Source organism: Yersinia rohdei ATCC 43380 (assembly GCF_000173775.1).
GTDB lineage: Bacteria > Pseudomonadota > Gammaproteobacteria > Enterobacterales > Enterobacteriaceae > Yersinia > Yersinia rohdei.
This window is the reverse complement of sequence record NZ_ACCD01000019.1, coordinates 15,090-34,086: the sequence shown is the minus strand read 5'-3', so window position 1 is coordinate 34,086 and position 18,997 is coordinate 15,090. Positions and strand designations below refer to the sequence as shown.

The following is an 18,997-nucleotide window of genomic DNA, read 5'->3' as shown; positions in this document are numbered from 1 at the left end:
AGAGAGCTTCGGTTAACAACCTATGGCGGGATAATAGCGCCAGCGACTTAGGCACTAAAAAGAACAAATAACCCTCTTATATTCCTTTTTGGAATATAAATGGTGATTTTTAGACGTTTGGATGCTTAGGTGTCGGGGTGTTTAGACAGTAAGACGCTTAGCCGTATAGCCATCAGGATTCATTGAAAAGCGGCGTCTTTACAAAAAAAAGGTAAAACTATGCCCAATTGACACCGCAATGGGATAAATTTAGAAAGCGCACTGAAATATGACTAAGCTACTATTTCAGTATCAATGAAAAGACGTTACCCATTCGCTAATTGGGCGGTGATGTATTCTGGGAATACCACTTAACTCCGATTATTTGCAAGGATACTCTGGCGACCTCATGATGAAATTTATCCTCCCGTTTAAACTAAAAAAATTGACTTTCAGTGCCGGTTTATTGCTTTTGGCTCTGCCCGCCGCTTATGCGGCTGATGCTCCGGCTGCGCCTTCAATAGAAGCTAAAGCCTATGTTTTGATGGATTACAACAGTGGGAAAGTGCTGACGGAAGGCAACAGTGACCAGCGCCTTGACCCCGCCAGCTTGACAAAAATCATGTCCAGCTATGTGATTGGGCAGGCGATTAAAGCGGGTAAAGTCCACCCGGATGATTTAGTGACCGTTGGCAAAGATGCTTGGGCCACCGGTAACCCCGCATTACGCGGCTCCTCACTGATGTTTTTGAAACCGGGCGATCAGGTGAAATTGTCCGATTTAAATAAAGGAATTGTTATTCAGTCAGGTAATGATGCCAGTATCGCACTGGCGGATTATATTGCCGGAAGCCAGGATAGCTTTGTGGGCTTAATGAACAATTATGCCAAAGCGCTGGGTCTGGATAACACGCATTTTATGACAGTTCATGGCCTGGATGCACCGGGGCAATACAGTACTGCGCGGGATATGGCGGTATTGGGGCAAGCGCTTATCCGCGATGTGCCGGAAGAATATGCGCTGCATAAAGAGAAAGAATTCACCTTTAATAAAATTCGCCAAATCAACCGTAACCGTCTGTTATGGAGCACAAATATTAATGTTGATGGCATGAAAACCGGTTTTACCACTGGGGCCGGGCATAATCTGGTGGCTTCTGCTACTGATGGGCCGATGCGGTTGATCTCGGTGGTGTTGGGTGCGCCAAGTGACAGAGTGCGTTTTAGCGAGAGTGAGAAACTCCTAACTTGGGGCTTTCGTTTCTATGAAACCGTGGTGCCAATTAAAGCCGCGAATCCTTTTGTCACTCAGAAAGTGTGGTTTGGTGATACCGGGCAGGTAGAGCTTGGCGTCGCGCAGGATGCGGCTGTCACTATCCCGAAAGGGCAGATGAAAAATCTGAAAGCCAGCTATAAGTTGGATCAAACTGAATTGCGCGCGCCATTGGCGAAGCATCAGGTGGTGGGCACCATTGATTTCCAGCTTGACGGTAAAACGATTGAACAGCGCCCGCTGGTGGTGTTAAACGAAGTCAAAGAGGGCGGTTTCTTTAGTCGCATGTGGGACTTTGTGATGATGAAGTTTAGCCAGTGGTTTGGTGGAATATTGGGCTAAATTTAAGGGCGACGTGATAGTCGCCTTAAATTTGATAACAAACCGATATGTTTAGTTCTGAGTTAGTCGGGGCGGCTGCACTTGGGGGCGCTCCGGCCACTTAGGCCACTGATTATTTACTAACCAATAGTGACCCAGTCGGCACCTTTCCCGCTAATCAATGTTGTCAGCGCTGCCCTTTTATTATCACTGCGATAAATCAGTTGCAGGCCACTATCTTGATTGCCAGACCGCCGCGAGAGGTTTCGCGGTATTTTGAGTTCATATCTTTACCGGTTTCATACATGGTTTCGATGACTTTATCCAGACAGACACTTGGCTCACTGGTGCGACGTAATGCCATACGGGCTGAGTTAACCGCCTGCACGGCAGAAATGGCATTACGTTCAATGCAAGGAACTTGAACTTGCCCCGCAACAGGATCACAGGTTAGCCCCAGATTATGTTCCATGGCGATTTCAGCCGCGATACAAACCTGAGCCGGGCTGCCGCCCATGAGTTCAGCCAAACCGGCCGCTGCCATTGAACAGGCCACGCCCACTTCTCCCTGACAGCCCACTTCTGCGCCAGAAATGGATGCGTTCATTTTATACAAAGCGCCAATTACGCCAGAGACAAGGAAATAGCGGCTGTAGGAGTTTTCATTCACTGGGCGAATAAATTTATCGTAGTAAGCTAACACCGCAGGGATAATGCCACAGGCCCCATTGGTCGGTGCTGTCACGACTCGTCCGCCTGCCGCATTCTCTTCGTTAACGGCTAAGGCATACATGTTTATCCAATCCACCACCATCATCGGATCTGCATTATGCTTATCTGTGGTGACCAGCAGACGGCGCAAGGCAGCGGCTCGACGAGGAATTCTCATGGGGCCGGGCAACAGCCCCTCAGTGTTAATGCCGCGTTCAATGCCGGCCTGCATCACTTCCCAAATGGCGGCAAAGTGCGCGCTGATTTCGGCTTTGCTGTGTAAAGCTAGCTCATTTTGCATCACTAAACCGGATAAAGATAAGCCGGTTTCTTTACAGTGTTTTTGCAAATCTTGGGCGGAGTTAAAAGGATAAGGTACAGAAACCGCATGGCTATCTTGCTGACCAAATTGTGCTTCATCAACAATAAACCCGCCGCCGATGGAGTAATAGGTTTTGCTGAAAAGACACAAGTCACCCGCATAGGCGCTGATGGACATGCCATTTTCGTGCAGCGGTAAATTGGTTTCATGGAAGTTCATTCCGCCGCTGGTGGGGAAGTCAACTTCGTGGCTGCCATTAGCCAGCAGTAGGCGTTGGCGCAATTCTACATCGCGGATAAACCCGGCGATGGCATCAATATTAACGGTATCCGGCAAATTCCCGGCCAGACCCATGATGATGGCAATATCGGTATGGTGCCCTTTACCGGTAAGAGATAAAGAGCCATAAACATCAACAGCAATTCGGGTGACGGCAGCAAGGTGCCCTAGGGTGATTAAGTCATCGGTAAACAGTTTGCCCGCTTTCATTGGGCCAACAGTATGGGAGCTGGATGGCCCAATACCAATCTTGAAAATGTCAAAAACGCTGACCATATATTAGCCTCTGAAAGGTTCTAATTATTAAAGTATTTACATTGCCGTGGATAAGAGAGCCGGCGCGGACGCACCGGCTTTTGAAGCAATTACACCATCAGAAAAGGGTCATGGGCTAACCGTTGGAAAGGGTTAGCCTCAGAATTATTTACCGAACAGGCTGAACAAGATTGCAGAGATAGCAATCAGACCCATGATGACCACGAATACGTTGCTGATGCTGCCGCTGTATTTACGCATCGCTGGCACTTTATGGATTGCATACATTGGCATCAGGAATAACAACATCGCGATGATTGGGCCGCCCAATGTTTCAATCATGCCCAAAATGCTTGGGTTCATGGTTGCAACTATCCAGGTGGTGACCAGCATAAACAGTGCAGTAATGCGGTTCAGTTTGTCATGATTGATAGGTTTGCCTTTGCTGCGCAAAGACTTGATCATCATGCCATTAAAGCCTTCACGTGCGCCAAGGTAATGGCCGAGGAAAGATTTGGTGATAGCGATAAAGGCAATGACCGGTGCCATGTAGGCAATCATCGGCGTATTAAAATGGTTAGCCAGGTAAGACAGAATAGAGATATTTTGGCTTTTTGCTTCGGCCAGGTCTGCCGGAGACAAGCTTAATACACAGCTAAATACGAAGAACATGACAGTAACAACCATCATGATGTGGGCAAAAGCCAAAATGCGAGAGCATTTTTTCTCAGCTTCAACACCGTATTCTTCACGTTTTGCGACTGCAAAGGCAGAGATAATCGGGGAGTGGTTGAATGAGAACACCATCACCGGAATCACCAGCCACAGCGTCATCCACAGGCCGCTACCCGTGCCATTGCCATCCATAGAGACATTTTCAAATATTGCCCCTGACCAGTTAGGGATCAGATAGACCGCCAACAGCATCAGCACAGCAACAAATGGGAACACCAGAATACTCATTGCTTTCACAATGGCATGCTCACCAAAACGCACGATAGTCATCAAGCCGATGATGAGGATCAGTGACAAGATGGCACGTGGTGGAGAGGGCAGATGCATCTGGTGGGTAATAAAGCTATCAACAGTATTGGTAATCGCCACACTGTAGACCAATAAAATAGGGTAGATAGCGAAGAAGTAAAGCAGGGTAATCAGTTTACCAGCGCCCTGACCAAAATGCTCTTCAACCACTTCAGTGATATCTTCGCCCGGATTTTTACCTGACAACACAAAACGGCACAGACCGCGGTGTGCATAGAAGGTCATCGGGAAAGCAATGATAGCCATAACGATAAGAGGCAGAAGACCGCCGATACCGGCATTGATTGGCAGGAACAAGACGCCAGCACCGATTGCGGTGCCGTACAGCCCCAGCATCCACATGGTGTCACTCTTACGCCATGTGCTTGTTGAAGTATTTCCCGTGGAGGCAATAGTGCCCGCTTGAGTAGTGTCCATAAAAATCTCCGTATTGAACACGTTAATTTAAAATTAAGAGCCGAAAGTCTGGTGCCTGTAATGCTTTATTTAGCGACATTATCAGGTGAACAATTCAGTCAAAACGATTTGTTTAAAATGTGTGCCCTGGTTATTACATTGGTGCCGTATTCGTGTGTGGTACCTAAAAGGTAAAGTGCAAAATTTGACCGATATTAAGGGGTGGATATGTGTTATCGGATATTTTTATTGTTATTGTCTTGGTGGTAGTTTTTGCTGGTGTAAATGTACTTATTTGCAGTGAAAAGTACCGTGATCCTGCTCTCAATTGCCCAATAAAATCGTTCTTGATGACTTGTTGTGAATTTACAACTGTTTGTTGCATGAATGTGTTTTTATTATCAATAAAGGTGGTGAAAATATATAATTTGCATTGATTAATAAATAAACAATGAAATTCTCTACCCCTTTTTTATTGGCGGCAATATATTTTAACCTTGTTCATGAATCTAGTTAAAATCGTTTTTTTCACTGTTTTGTTGATTGATATCATTAATTCATAATAATGAAATTAACGTAACTAGATGATATTTATGTATTTTATTTTTATTCTTGATTGGGGTTAAGTTCTTGGGGTGCAGCAATATAAACCGTAAAATAAGATTTTAGATAAAAATTCAATTGTGGTTTATAAATGGTTTAACAACCTGTCTTTGTTGTTTTTTACCTTATTTGTCATATGAATATTTACCGACGACAATTTGTCAGACAATAAATTAACGCTATTCTTTTACTTGATTGTATTAAAAATGCACTAAATGTTAAATCAATTCATCTTAAGTTCAGTTGTCCAAAAAGGTTTCATTTAATAATGAAATTGTGTTTTAAGTTTTTTATGGATTAATAAAAATATTTATCCATAAATTAATAGTGGTTATTTGTTTCGCTTAAATATAATACATATTTTAGATAATACCTGCCGGGGATGACCCATCTGCTATTTACAGTGTTAGGATTTTTGCTATTAAATCAAGGTCAATGGGGTCGGTTAGCGGCCAAGGCATGACTGAGTCATTGAGTGGGCAAGGTCTTGGCCATAGAGATAGAGATGCACAATATCAGCATCTCTATCAGCAAGAGGAAGAGTCAGTCGGGGAGGGGGCGCTCTAATAGTAAGTTTTAATGCCCTGCTGCAAAAAGAACTGGCTGAATTCATCATCAGGTTGGCGGTCAGTGACCAGCGCATCAAAGAGCGTTAACGCCCCGATACTGGCCGGTTTGATTTTGCCAAATTTACTGTGGTCAGCCACCAGAATTTTATGCTGAGATTTAGCCAACGCACGGTGCTTCAGTAAGATTTCGTCAAAGTTAAAACAGGTTGCGCCATACTCCACTGAAACCCCTGCCGCAGAGATAAAGGCCTTGTTCGGGCAGACATTATCCAGCTCATGGTGCTGGCCGATAGGGGTGAAAATGTAGTTATTAGGTTTGAATTCGCCCCCGCACAGCAGCACTTTGCAATTGGGTTTGTCTTGTAAGGAAAGGAATGTGTTGAGGGAATAACAAATGGCTGTAAATGACAGCTCTTCATCTATCTCGTCAATGATAGAAGGGATTGTGGTGCCGCAATCAAAAAAGACGGTGTCATTTTCTGCAATAAGACGTGCTGCCAGCTGGCCAATTCGACGTTTTTCTTCCACCTGTTTGGCTTGCTGATCAGAAACAAAATAGTTATTGGCGTTATTGCTTTTGGGATCCAGCACCACATAACCGCCTAACAAAATGACGGCAGTGGGTTCGGCGCTGAGATCCCGCCGAATTGTCATCTCTGAAACACGCAACAGATTAGCGGCATCTTTTAGATGGATTTTATCGGAACGCTTAAGGGCCTGAGTAAGTTTATTGATTCGTTCTGCGCGGCGAGTTTCCATAAGCCATCCCGGACAAGTTATTTTCAAGGCCATGTATGATAAGCATTTTTCTTGTTATGCGATATAAAACAAGCCATTACAAAACAAAAGTGGTGCAAAACAGGACATAGCAATAATTAAGCCCGGCAATAACCGGGCTTACAATAATTTAGTAGCTTGATGCGGATGCTTGTTGGCCTGACACTATCGCCACCCCAGAACTGGTACCAATTCGTGTCGCTCCGGCCTTAATCATCGTTTCTGCTGTTGCTCTATCACGCACTGCACCAGATGCTTTAACGCCCATTACCGGGCCGACAGTAGCGCGCATCAATTTCACATGTTCTTCTTTAGCGCCGCCGGTGCTGAAACCGGTAGAGGTTTTAACAAAAGCGACATCAAGCTCACGGCACATTTCACACACTTGTACGATTTGCGCATCGCTAAGTAAGCAGGTTTCTAATATTACCTTCAACGGTGTAGCGGCGCAATTATCACGCACGGCTTTGATGTCGGCTTTAACGTTATCAATTTTACCGCTTTTTAACCAACCAACGTTGATAACCATGTCAATTTCTTGTGCGCCTGCTTTGATTGCAGCTTGAGCTTCAAAGGCTTTTGTTTCAGTCAGACCGGCACCCAGTGGGAAGCCAATGACTGAACAGACCTTAACCTGGCTGCCAGCTAACTGCTGTGCGGCGACAGGGACATAGCCAGAGTTTACACATACAGCATAGAAATTATTCTGTTTGGCTTCTTCACATAACTTAATGATTTGTGCTTCAGTGGCATCCATTGCCAGCAGGGTATGGTCAATGTAGTTAGCGTAATTGATTGTCATAATTATTATCCTTTATTCATCTGTAAGTGGTTATGTTGTTATAATAATAACATTATAAAGAAAAAACAAAGACAATTCTCACAAAATTAACTGTTTTAGAATTTATTTTGTTATTTTTATTACATTTGTGGCTATAAGATAGACAGTAAAAATGAGTGTTTTTAATGTAATTTCATGATTTTAAAGGTTTAAAACAGCGTTGAGACTTTAAAGGAGGGGATTGCCGGCTTTTTAGTTTACCGGCAATGTAACATGAAGGGGAATTAGCTCCTGACCCATCCTCTGCTGATAGGCATGGCAAAACTTAGGTGATAAAGGCGGATTATCCCCTTCGAGAGTGTATCCCCGAATAAATTCCACACTAACTGTGCGAACAGGCAACCGACAATGCCTAACAAAAAGGCTCCCACCATATCTAATGGCCAGTGAACCCCCAGATAAATACGTGACCACGCGATGGCGACGGCCACTATCATCATGCTGATCGCCGACCAAAGTTTGTGCCAGAAAACAAAGGCTAAGGCAAAGGTAAATATTGCGGTACCGTGATCACTTGGGAAAGAACTGTCCGGTGCATGGGGTAGAAAATTATAACCGAAACCCACGACAAAAGGCCGGTCATGCGGGATAAGCATCCCGATACAGGCGGCTGAGAGCATAGAGAAAGCAAGCGCGATGGCCGCTTTGGCGACCACAGTGCGCTGGATGTCCATCGTTGCTTTCGGCCCCCATAACCACATCCCCACCAATAACACCGGGATAATCATAATGGCGTCGCGCGCGATAAAAGTCGCAAAAGAAATCATCCATGATGGTGATGCCGGCGTTGCATTTATCATGGAAAAGAAAAAGTAATTCATTTGTTCCATCAGTCGGTACCTTTATCACGGTTGCAATAACCGCTAATCATCCAAAACACAGCCAACTGGCTGAGCCATACCCACCAACCCGCCCACAGGTTGTGAGTGAGAAAATGTGCCCCACGCATGATTTGACCAAAGCCCATCAACATGCCAAGGATGACTCCGGCGAGCCAACACAAAGTGGCCAGACGAGGTCGCTCGGGGTAAAACAAGAAAAACAAACTCATCACGGCAAAGCCGCTTGATGCATGGCCGCCAGGGAAGCAGTGACCCGGGCCTGCCCCGATAGGCGCAGTTCCCATCAACACATAGCTAATGGATTTGCCGCCATACTCCACCAGATCCCAAGGACAGGAGTGTGCGCTGGTGGCTTTTAAAATTCCTATCACTAATGGGCCAATACCCAGCAGCAACATGGTGGTGATCAACCGCGCATTGCGACGATAAATGCCCCACAACAATGTGACAACTGCCGCACTGATAATGGTCATTTTCAGCAACCGGTGATTAAGTAAATCCAACCAGTAATTATTTTCCCAAGGAAAATTCTGCCCGACAGGATCAAACCAATAATTACTGATAAGCCAATCTAGCTGCTCGTCGCAAGATAACCAAAAAAACAGCAATCCACTGATCAACAGACCAAAAACCTGCCAAAAGTAAAAGGATAATGGGAGTGAGTAAAGGGACTTTGTCCTAATTACCTGTGCTGTTGAGGTATTATTTAATGTTGGCGTCGTAATACCCGATTGCGACGTTGGTTTATTGGTCTTCACGAAATAACCTGAAACGGAATTAATGATATTCGAATGGTAATAAAGCTGTCTTAAGAAAGCCTTAAGGGGGCGGAGAGGGGCGAGAAAAGGTGGTAGTCAAATTTCAGGCAAGAAAAAACCCGATTAGTCTCAGAAGTCTATATAAAACAATAATATATAATAAAAACAGTGAGTTGATTAGTTATTGAGGGGTAGTAAATACTAGGGAAGAGTAACCTCCGCCGCCACTTTGTCGCCAGTGCTCATGGTGGTTAGCGGGTTGAACTGCACAGCGGTTTCTAGGTGCTCAGGCGCGAAGTGAGCATAACGCATTGTCATCTGAATATCACTGTGGCCAAGGATGCGCTGCAATACCAGAATGTTGCCCCCGGACATCATAAAGTGCGCGGCAAAGGTGTGGCGCAAAACGTGTGTGAGCTGGCCAGCGGGTAGCTTTATATCTGTGGTGTTGATTGCGGCCATAAAGCGGAAATAACACTCACTGAAAAGCCGGTCTCCCTCTAACGCGATTAACTCGTCATGAAGTTCTTTGCTGATTGGCACACTGCGGTTCTTTTTACCTTTGGTTCTGACAAAGGTAATTTTGTGCGGGCTGACCTGAGAGCGGGTGAGCTTTTCTGCTCCATTCCATCGCGCCCGATACTGAGGCAAACTTTAACTACCATAGGCAAATCTGCCCGGCCAAAGCTACATGCGGCCAATAGTGTTTTAATCTGCTCATGGGTGAGCCACGCCATTTCTTTTTCTGCCACGGCGTACTTGCGCAGATTGTCTAATGGGTTCGGTAAGTTCCATTCGCCTAATCTGGCCAATTCGCTAAACATACCGCTTAAAAAACTTTGTTCCAGATTTACGGTTACCGGCTTTGCGCCTTTCTTCCATTTCTCTGAGAAATAAATCTCACCTGACAAACGCTTAGACCGATAGTGAGCAAAATCTTTTCCACTCAAACTATGAGCAGGGGGATTACCTAGCGCAGCAACTATTAATTTTAACTTCTGATAAACTTTTTCACCGGCTTCTAGGGAACGGCCATGTAGGTTATACCAGAGTTCGGCAACCTCGCTTAACGTGCGGCGGTCTGGTGCATCCCCTAACCAAGGCTTATTGCTCACCTGATCCATGGTATATCGTTCAAAGGCTAGTGCTTCACCTTTGGTCGCAAACATTTTTCTCACCCGGCGACCTGTGCGGCCTGCCGGGTAACATTCACAAAGCCATTGACCTGTTGGTTGTTTGCGTACTGACATTGAGAGCCCCCTTGGAAGATAAGGGGGTATTTAACTGTATTAATGAACAGTGGTCAATGTTTGATTTTATTAAAAAAATAATTTTAATATTTACTAGTCTTAAGTTAATACTAATAGAATCCTAACAGGTTAGTAAAATTACATGTTAAGCGTTTTTAGCTCGGCTTATAACTATGCCTATAGCTTGTTTCCATTTTTTATCATGTATTATTCTTGTGTGTGGAATGTCACTATTAATTATTTCATTTTTTGTCAATTTAGATAACTCTTCCCAATTATCATGAAAAACATATGTAGCATTATCTAAAAATACACTCTCTAAGACATATATATTATTTTTTGTGAAACCGAAAACATAATATCCATTGAATCCTCCTACTCCTGATCCAATGAAGTCAGGTTGGTATACATTTATTGTTTTAAGCCGATCTTCTATTATTTCTGCCTCGTCATCTTGTAGTCTGCTAGTGCTACTTTTTATTAACTCTGATACTTTGCTCCACGGGTAAACGCCTTTTGGTAATATATCCCATTGGAGTTTTTTAAACTTTGTTGTTTTGATTGCTGTCTTTTCTTTATCTAATATTTCAAACTCACCAAAACATTCTAACATTAAGTTTGTTATGTGAATGTTAATTTCAGAATTACCATCATTAAGATTAAGTGTGTTGGTAATTATATATTTCTCGTTATTTACAATTGCGATACTAAGAAACTCTGAGGGAGCAGGGATGTATTCTCTAGCTGTTCTTAGACCTGATCTTGTTCTAATTCCATAATGAGGATGGTTATGCCAATCATATGTAGTGCTCGTATAGCTGACATAATATATCTCTTTTGGCAGATCTGGCCTAAGTATCTCTTTACCTCTGGCATTAAATTCAGTGTATTTGCCAACTGCAAAAGGCAATATAGACTCTCCTTCCGGTAATTCCTTAGTAAATCCAAGTTCTTGTAATTTAATGATATCTATATTATTAATAGGTAAACCTAAAATTATAGTATCAATACCAGCAGCCATTTTGATTATTTTATCAATTTTTCTTACGGATTTAGATTTTAGTTTCATAGTAATACCTCAGATAATATTTGAAGTTTAACTTTCTAAATTCTTGATAGTAAATCAGATCTCTTAACTTGGTACTCTTCTTCTGAAATAATTCCTGCCTCTTTTAATTGGGCTAATTTCTTCAATTTTGAGAATTCATCTTCCTTATTCTCTTCATTCTTCACTACTTCTGTATTACTTGACGTTGTTAATCCTCGTCCTAATTCAATTGCATCAATGAGTTGCGATTCACCCTCTTTACTAAAAGTTTTAAACTCAAGATCATCATGACTGGTATGTAGTCTTATAACTCTATGACCCAGAGTTGATTTTCTTTCAATTGATGTTATTGATTTTAAAGGTATATTTTGAATTATTTCACCGATTATACCTTTTCTATAAAATGTAACCCTCAGATCAGTTACAAGTAAGACTCCATTGCGCTGAGTATTTTTACCCGATCCCATTACATTGCCTATGTAGCCATCTGACCAAGCAACAACGCTTTCACCTGATTTCAAATGTGAAGACTTAAATTTGATAACGTGCTTATTTTCCTTCATTACTTAATCCTTTATTTTTGTTAGCCGATGGTATTATTGATTTCAATGCTTCAAGAATATTTGGTGGTGTATCCGCGGCCTTAGAAAAAGCTGAATCACCGGACATATTCCAATCTTTAAAGACTAACATTGCATCTTCTTTTGTTGCACTAGAGCCATATATTTGTAAAAATAATTGGCCAAAACTTAATGCGTGTTGTCTATCTTTTCTTCGGATTGATTCATGTGTATAGTTGCGAGCGTTAGAAAAACAAACAAATGCAAGCCATGAAAGTAAGCCAATGCCTAATCCGCCACGAATAAATATATATATAAATCCAATCCACTCAATATTCTCATTTTTTAATATTAAATCTGTTCCTTGTGCGAATGTACAGAATGCTGCTAATACCGCAACCAAAGTTATGGTAATACCAGCGATTGACCAATTACGCGACATTTCAGTAAAGAAACTGTCATCTGTATCAAGTTTTTGGCTCACCTTTTCTACATACAGAGGTATTTCTTTATCAATTCTTTTTTGTTGAGATAGTGCTTTTAACTCATTATTTTCTTTTATAAGAATATCTTTTTCTTCAATTACCGTGTCTTTCTCATTGATTAAAATTTCTTTTTCTATAATTAATGCATTGCATTTTTCTGTAATGTCGGTGATGGTCTTTTCAAGATCTGATATCCATTCTTTTGTTTTTATTAGAGTTTTATTTAATACTCTGTTTTCATTCTTTAACTCCGAGACATATTTTTCATAATTTATTTCATATTCTTCTCTGTTTAAATTGTTTTTCTCGTAATTATTTATTTCTGAGGTGAACTCTTTGATATCATTTGAATCTAATTGATGTCTATTTTTAATTCCCAAAAGAATGGCGTCAACAATCCCGAGTCTCTTATCTCTAAGATAGCCAATAAGTTTCTCATGGGTTTTAGTATCGATTAATTCATTCGATAACAAGAATTCAAGCTCATTAATGTAACTATCTATGGTTCTATTTTCCATGCTTCCTACTTATAATTATACTCAAAAATTTCAGTAAGATATATTTATGGCCACAATTCTTGAGGAAATTAAAATTTCATCAAGTTTACACTCAAACGCAAATTTCTCGCCCTCAACTCGCACTTTGCCACCGGGAATACGAATAATATCTCGGACGCTAATTGTTCCCTCTATATCAACAACCCATTTGCCATCCTGAACTTCATCAAACTTACGGTCAGCAATATAGGTGACATCACCATCAAGGATAACAACCGGGTCTTTCAATCCATCAGGCAAGAACGCCTTGTCGAACATATAGAAATTTGAATCGTAGAGTTTGCCGTCTAACAACTTTTGGCGCGGAATTTGTACAACATCGTTCAGTTTGGCGTTTTCAAACATCACACCTTCGCCGGTTGTTAACCATGATAGGGAAACACCAGTTTCAAGTGCGCCTTGAATAATCCATTCCGCAGGGAAGATATCCCGCATATATCGGGTTGCGAGGGTACTTTTTGAAACCCCTAAATGATCACATAAAGCCTGCCGTGTAGTGAAGCCATAGGCCTCAATCAAACGGTCAATTGCTTTACGCCCTCCGCTTTTGAAATCCATAAAGTACGTCTCAACGAACAAAACCCATTGACAGATCCCTAAAGCGAACCTGAGGGTACTCATGAGTTCGCTTTGGGAATCACAACTGTTAAAAACTACTTATAACGGCTCGCCACAAGCCAATTGGAGATGTTGCACTATGAGACCTAACATTTCAATCACTCTTCTGACCCCCCATGTCACAGTAGAGAAATATAGTGAATTAAAGGGCTTAGATTCAGACACCATCAGAGCAATGCTTGCTGATGGCCGTTTAGTTCGTCACCGCCTGCGTAAAGATATGAAGCGTGAAAAAGTCATGATCAATATGGCGGCACTCACCGTAGACGCACTCTCGAATTGTGATATTGCAATCGCCTAGTTCGATATTGCGTTATTGGGAGGCTATCGACCATGTTTGATTTCCAGCTTTCTAAACACCCACGCTTTGATATGTCATGCCGTGCTTTCGCCCGGAATAACAATTTAACGGCGGTTGCCGATCAAATCGGTATGAAGCCGCAAATGCTGCGTAACAAACTTAACCCTGACCAGCCGCACCAGTTGAGCTGCATCGAATTGTTGACGCTCACTGACATTACCGAAGATCCAACGCTGTTAGATGGCTTGCTGTCTCAATTGCAATGTTTGCCTGCGGTAGCTGATTTTATGTCTGAGAGTTTTACCGACCATATCGAACGTAATTTCACCGGGCAGAGCAGTGATCCAACCGAACTCTGGCAGCGCACCCAGCGGGCATATAGATACCTCGTCGGTCTATGCAAACAAGTGGGAACTGAACCGCCGTACTGGCGCGAATTTACTTCCAGCCGCAAAACAATTAACCCGCGCAAAATTGAATCCGGCTTGCTGCGCATGATGGCAGCGGATTGGTGGCGAGTGCGTTTAAAACGCCTGCGTGATGTGCGCCGTGAGCATATGGCCATTGCGGTGGGGCAAGTACAGAAATCAGCATCTGCCTATGTCAGCCGGTCAACCATGGCCGAATGGGTAGAGCAAAAACGGCGTAACCGGGAGTTTTTCAAGGCGTTTGAGCTGGAAAATCAGGACGGTGAACGGGTCTCAATGGAAGACATGGTGAATGGCAGCAATGCCAATCCCGCAATACGGAGATGTGAACTGATGGTCAGAATGCGAGGTTTTGAGGATTTAGCCAATGAAATGGGCTGCGTGGGGGAGTTTTACACTATTACCGCGCCGTCTAAATATCATGCGGTGTATCACGGCGGCGGCTTTGTGGCCAACTGGAATGGGGCCAGCCCACGGCAGACACAAAAATACTTATGCAGCGTATGGGCCAAATCCCGTGCCGCGCTTGCTCGGGCTGGGATTAATATCTTTGGTTTCCGGGTGGTTGAGCTGCATCACGATGGTACCCCACACTGGCATGTGCTGCTGCTTATGTTGCCGCAAGACGTTGAGCAAGTGCGTGACATTCTCTGCTATTACGCCCGGTTGGAGGATAGCGAAACACTGCAAAGCCCCGAAGCATTGAAAGCCCGTTTCCATGCTGAACCTATTGACTCGGCCAAAGGCAGTGCAACCGGCTATATCGCGAAATATATCTCAAAGAATATCGATGGCTATGCACTGGGCGAGGATGAAGACGGCGAGACGGGGGGGATGCGCGGGATATGGCCAAAGCGGTTACCGCATGGGCCAGCCGTTGGCGTATCGCAGCGGGTAACGGTAGCAGGGGATTGGGAGCGCAAAACCGATCAGGTTATCCGTGAGGAATCCATGAGCAGGGTGATTACTGCCGACGATGAAACCCGCACACTGGTAGCCCGTGAGACCACTATTCAGGCCACGGATAAAACCACGGTACTGGGTACCGCCACCTTGCTGGCTGGGGCCATTCAGCAGATTAGTGAGGGGGATTACAGTCTGGCCACGCAAGCCAGTTACGTGGCAAAAGTGGGCAAAACCTTAACCACCGATGTGGGGCAGGATTTGATAGAGAAGATTGGTAATATCCGCAGCAGCATAGCCTCAGCCCGGCAGGATGTGATAGCGCCAGTGGTGTGGATTGGTAGCCAGCAGATTAACGTGATGGCCCTTATGCTGGATACGCTGGATGTGGTGAAAGAGTTGGCAGCACTGACCGCCGCCCATACTCATACCAACACCGGAGGCCCGCTTAACGCAGGCAGCATCACCGCCACCGGGGCCAAGTCAGACGGATTACGTGATAAATATTCCCCAGTGATCGGTTAATCGATCTCGCCCAATCAGCCTGCCGCGCGCGGGCTTTTTTACGCCTGCCCATAAGTGCCGCCAGCGGCCCGCAGTACCCCGCGATAAAGCAACCACAGCACCCAAAATGGATCACGCCAGCCACGCCCCGCGCACGTAGCAGAACACGCAACGAAAGAAACGTTATCACCACGGAAACGGCACTACACCGCACCCGCCAGCCCGCACCGTGGCTGGGGCTTTGCGGAGTTTCGCCAACTGAAAAGAATGAAAAGAATTTCAGTGTGTTTCAGTTTTTGGATCTTGGCGTGGATTTTTGGTAAATGCTAATTAATTGAAACTAATGGTAATTTATGGATTTCTGTAAAGTCATTGGATCATTTAGAACTATCAGACTGTAGATAGAAAGATTCTTAATAATTAGTATTTTCAGGAGGACATGATATTGGTTATGTAAGCAAAAACTGAAAAACAGACTAGTTTATGTGGTTGTGTATAAATCATATAACAAACTCAAAGATAGAATAATTTAAGGTGGAGATATGAGTTCTGGACAGTACTACATAAGTGACGGTTACATCTATGGCCCGAAGATGTCTGGCCAGTTCTACATCAGTGATGGTTATATCTATGGACCCAAAAACTCTGGGATTTATTACCTAGATTCAGGTGGATATATATATACGGGCCAAAGCACTCAGGAAAGTTTTACATAAGTGATGGCTACATTTATGGCCCAAATAATGTCGAACTGCCGTGGATGAACTGATTTTATTAAAATAAAAGGAGTGACATATGACGATAAATTTTTATGGTCGTACAGGTGTGCCATACGCTTACACTGATGATGGCATTCATATTTATACGTTTTCTGGAAAACCAATAGGTTACTTCAGTGATGATTCTGTATATCTATTCAATGGAAGACATGTTGGTTACTGGGAGAATGGGTTTATAAGAGATTCTCGGGGGCGTGCTCTTTTGTTTACTACAGATTCAAGTGGAGGACCAATGAAACCTATGGTCGGTATGACCCCCTTGAAAGGATTAAAACATCTCATGCCTATGAAAGGGTTAAAGCACTTAAAACCTTTGAAACCACTATTTTCTTCAAGTTGGTCCACCAATAGAGCCATTGATGTATTTGAAAATAGATAGCAACTTGGGTACATGAAATTGAGCGGTGCCGCCATTCCATCGGCAATAGCAATGTGATGTGGTTGTAAGGTATTGATAGCTAAGGACTCAAATTTCAGGCAAGAAAAAACCCGATTAGTCTTGAACCTAAGAAGGCGGGACTATCGGGCTCCTCAATATGGGGACATCAAAGAAAAGCAGTGGCATTAAATCAGACCCCAGTCTGGTAAGAAAGTTCTGGGGAAATGAAAAAAGGATAAAATAATATTTAGTTTTATCCTAAATGCCACTTTTTGTGCACTAGCCTAATATTCCGGGCCAGATAATAACAATTAATGAGCCTGCTAATGTCAATAATACGTTCGCAATGGCGTAAGTCCCCGCGTAGCCTAGCGCTGGAATATTACTGCGGGCGGTATCGCTGATGATATCCATTGCAGGTGCACAGGTTCTGGCCCCCATAATGGCACCGAAAAGCAGAGCCCGGTTCATGCGCAATACATAAGCGCCAAAGAGAAAACAGATAATTACTGGCACCAAACTGACGATTAGACCAGAAAGCAACATTTGGCCACCGACGGCCCCTAAGCTGCTGTTAATACCGCCACCTGCACTTAAACCTACACCGGCCATAAAAACCATCAACCCGAATTCTTTCACCATATTTAGCGCCCCTTGCGGGATATAGCCGAAAGTCGGGTGATTGGCTCGTAAAAATCCGAGCATGATACCGGCCATTAATAAGCCAGCCGCATTACCAATACCAAAACTGAAATTACTGAATTGGAAGGTAATCAGGCCAATCATTAATCCCAAAATAAAGAAAGCACAAAAAGCCAGCAGATCGGTAACCTGACTGTGAATAGAAATAAAGCCAATCTTTTCAGCGACACTTTTAACCCGACGAGCATCGCCGCTGACTTGTAAAACATCGCCTTTATTCAATACCACATTGTCATCAATTGGCATTTCTATTTGGCTGCGGATCACGCGGTTCAGGAAGCAGCCGTGGTCAGTCAGTTTTAAGTGACTTAGGCGTTTACCTACCGCATTGCTGTTTTTGACCACGATTTCTTCAGTGACAATGCGCATGTCCAACAGGTCGCGGTCAAACACTTCTTTGCCATTACGAAAGCTGGGATCAAGGCGAGAATGGGCATCTGGATAGCCTACCAGAGAGATCTCATCACCGACTTGCAGCACCGCATCACCATCGGGGTTCGCCAAAATACCATTACGGCGAATTCGCTCAATATAACAGCCGGTTTGGCGGTAAATACCTAATTCTCTGAGGTTTTTTCCGTCTGCCCATGCCACTAGTTCCGGGCCGACGCGATAGGCGCGGATCACCGGTAAATAGACTTTTCGCTGGCTATCGGTATCAAGACCGCGCTCGCGGGCAATTTGCTGCGCACTGGTTGATAAATCTTGATGCTGAAATTTAGGCAGATAGCGCGCACCCAAAATCAAGCTGACCAGCCCAATAAGATAGGTTAAGGCATAGCCCAAACTTAGGTTGTCTTGGGCATGTTGCAGTGCGGGATTATTGGCGATGGTATGGCGTAAAGTGTCGCCAGCGCCCACCAAGACAGGTGTGGACGTCATTGACCCCGCGAGCATCCCGGCCGTTAAACCAATATCCCAACCAAATAGCTTACCCAGCCCCAGCGCCAGCACCATGGCACTGCTGACCATGACTAAGGCGAGCATTAGGTAGTTTTTACCATCGCGAAAGAAAATAGAGAAAAAGTTTGGGCCAGCTTCGACACCGACACAAAAAATAAACAGCATAAAGCCAAGATTGAGTGCTTCCGTATTGATGGTGAAGTGCTGTTGCCCAAGTAACAGTGATACCACCAATACACCAATAGCGTTACCTAATTGAATAGGCCCAAGTCGTAGTTTGCCCAGGCATAATCCCAGTGCTAGAACCACGAATAACAGCAAGATGTAGTTGCCGTTTAATAAATTTGCGACGTTTATATTCACTAGTATGACTTTCTATTTTGCCCGGATGATGATTTACGATGTATACGCCCTTAATTTCATGTTAGAGCGGCACATATCTTTAAATTAAAAAATCTTATCGCCAATATGGGGTAAATAAAGGCGATTACGAGGTTATTCTAATCTGTCTGCTGCGAGACAGCCAGTAGTAAGCAGGAAGTTTGGCATAGCCAGAGAGATATGCTTAATTAGCCGCGGGATATGGACTTCTATGCTATCAATAGCCGGG

Annotated in this window: 15 protein-coding genes and 3 pseudogenes; 6 read left to right on the top strand and 12 right to left on the bottom strand. The window is 43.8% G+C overall.

What is annotated here, in order from left to right:
* Positions 1-388: 388 nt before the first annotated feature.
* Entirely contained in the window at positions 389-1,594 is a 1,206-nt protein-coding gene (locus tag YROHD0001_RS05840; protein ID WP_004715483.1) for a serine hydrolase, read from the top strand.
* A 199-nt stretch (positions 1,595-1,793) separates the two neighbouring features.
* Here the strand turns inward: YROHD0001_RS05840 and YROHD0001_RS05845 are convergent, their stop codons facing one another.
* The 11 genes and pseudogenes from YROHD0001_RS05845 to YROHD0001_RS05875 all read right to left on the bottom strand — a co-directional run bounded on the left by YROHD0001_RS05845 (position 1,794) and on the right by YROHD0001_RS05875 (position 13,428).
* Positions 1,794-3,161, bottom strand: coding sequence for an L-serine ammonia-lyase (locus YROHD0001_RS05845; protein ID WP_004715482.1), 1,368 nt, complete (start codon positions 3,159-3,161; stop codon positions 1,794-1,796).
* A 144-nt stretch (positions 3,162-3,305) separates the two neighbouring features.
* The gene (locus YROHD0001_RS05850) at positions 3,306-4,601 is read right to left on the bottom strand and encodes an HAAAP family serine/threonine permease (protein ID WP_032817293.1); all 1,296 of its coding nucleotides are present in this window, start codon (positions 4,599-4,601) and stop codon (positions 3,306-3,308) included.
* 1,145 nt (positions 4,602-5,746) lie between these two features.
* Positions 5,747-6,511, bottom strand: a complete 765-nt coding sequence (gene deoR, locus YROHD0001_RS05855; RefSeq protein ID WP_004715480.1) for a DNA-binding transcriptional repressor DeoR — start codon at positions 6,509-6,511, stop codon at positions 5,747-5,749.
* Positions 6,512-6,659: 148 nt separating this feature from the next.
* Positions 6,660-7,331, bottom strand: coding sequence for a deoxyribose-phosphate aldolase (gene deoC, locus YROHD0001_RS05860; RefSeq protein WP_004715479.1), 672 nt, complete (start codon positions 7,329-7,331; stop codon positions 6,660-6,662).
* Between the two features lie 263 nt (positions 7,332-7,594).
* On the bottom strand, positions 7,595-8,200 hold the full coding sequence (gene ybjG, locus YROHD0001_RS0118220; RefSeq protein WP_032817291.1) for an undecaprenyl-diphosphate phosphatase: 606 nt from the start codon (positions 8,198-8,200) through the stop codon (positions 7,595-7,597).
* Positions 8,200-8,895 (bottom strand): phosphatase PAP2 family protein, encoded by a 696-nt coding sequence (locus YROHD0001_RS05865; protein ID WP_235427900.1) that lies wholly within the window; start codon positions 8,893-8,895, stop codon positions 8,200-8,202. Before YROHD0001_RS05865 ends, ybjG begins: the two co-directional genes overlap by 1 nt.
* A 276-nt stretch (positions 8,896-9,171) precedes the next feature.
* Positions 9,172-10,220: pseudogene (locus YROHD0001_RS19345) on the bottom strand (phage integrase).
* A 145-nt stretch (positions 10,221-10,365) separates the two neighbouring features.
* Positions 10,366-11,289 (bottom strand): hypothetical protein, encoded by a 924-nt coding sequence (locus YROHD0001_RS05870; protein WP_004715471.1) that lies wholly within the window; start codon positions 11,287-11,289, stop codon positions 10,366-10,368.
* Between the two features lie 35 nt (positions 11,290-11,324).
* Positions 11,325-11,831 carry a PH domain-containing protein gene (locus YROHD0001_RS0118210; protein ID WP_032817290.1) on the bottom strand — a complete coding sequence of 169 codons (507 nt, stop codon included), beginning with the start codon at positions 11,829-11,831 and terminating at the stop codon, positions 11,325-11,327.
* Complete coding sequence (locus tag YROHD0001_RS20750) at positions 11,818-12,831, bottom strand: hypothetical protein (protein WP_004715469.1); 1,014 nt, start codon at positions 12,829-12,831, stop codon at positions 11,818-11,820. Before YROHD0001_RS20750 ends, YROHD0001_RS0118210 begins: the two co-directional genes overlap by 14 nt.
* 30 nt (positions 12,832-12,861) lie before the next feature.
* Positions 12,862-13,428, bottom strand: a complete 567-nt coding sequence (locus YROHD0001_RS05875; protein ID WP_004715468.1) for a phage repressor protein CI — start codon at positions 13,426-13,428, stop codon at positions 12,862-12,864.
* A 139-nt stretch (positions 13,429-13,567) separates the two neighbouring features.
* Here YROHD0001_RS05875 and YROHD0001_RS0118200 point away from each other — a divergent pair, with 139 nt between their 5' ends.
* From YROHD0001_RS0118200 to YROHD0001_RS0118185, 5 genes and pseudogenes are all read left to right on the top strand, one after another.
* Complete coding sequence (locus YROHD0001_RS0118200) at positions 13,568-13,789, top strand: hypothetical protein (RefSeq protein WP_032817288.1); 222 nt, start codon at positions 13,568-13,570, stop codon at positions 13,787-13,789.
* 32 nt (positions 13,790-13,821) lie between these two features.
* Positions 13,822-14,010 (top strand): annotated as a pseudogene (locus YROHD0001_RS20745) (phage regulatory CII family protein); the annotation flags it as partial.
* 54 nt (positions 14,011-14,064) lie between these two features.
* Positions 14,065-15,104 (top strand): annotated as a pseudogene (locus YROHD0001_RS19340) (replication endonuclease); the annotation flags it as partial.
* 64 nt (positions 15,105-15,168) lie between these two features.
* On the top strand, positions 15,169-15,645 hold the full coding sequence (locus YROHD0001_RS0118190; protein ID WP_032817286.1) for a hypothetical protein: 477 nt from the start codon (positions 15,169-15,171) through the stop codon (positions 15,643-15,645).
* A 774-nt stretch (positions 15,646-16,419) separates the two neighbouring features.
* The gene (locus YROHD0001_RS0118185; protein ID WP_042542285.1) at positions 16,420-16,782 is read left to right on the top strand and encodes a 4-fold beta flower protein; all 363 of its coding nucleotides are present in this window, start codon (positions 16,420-16,422) and stop codon (positions 16,780-16,782) included.
* Between the two features lie 279 nt (positions 16,783-17,061).
* On the opposite strand, the gene YROHD0001_RS05880 is transcribed toward YROHD0001_RS0118185, so the two are convergent.
* Positions 17,062-18,750: an aspartate:alanine antiporter gene (locus tag YROHD0001_RS05880; protein ID WP_004715465.1), complete on the bottom strand. Its 1,689-nt coding sequence runs from the start codon at positions 18,748-18,750 to the stop codon at positions 17,062-17,064.
* Between the last annotated feature and the right edge of the window lie 247 nt (positions 18,751-18,997).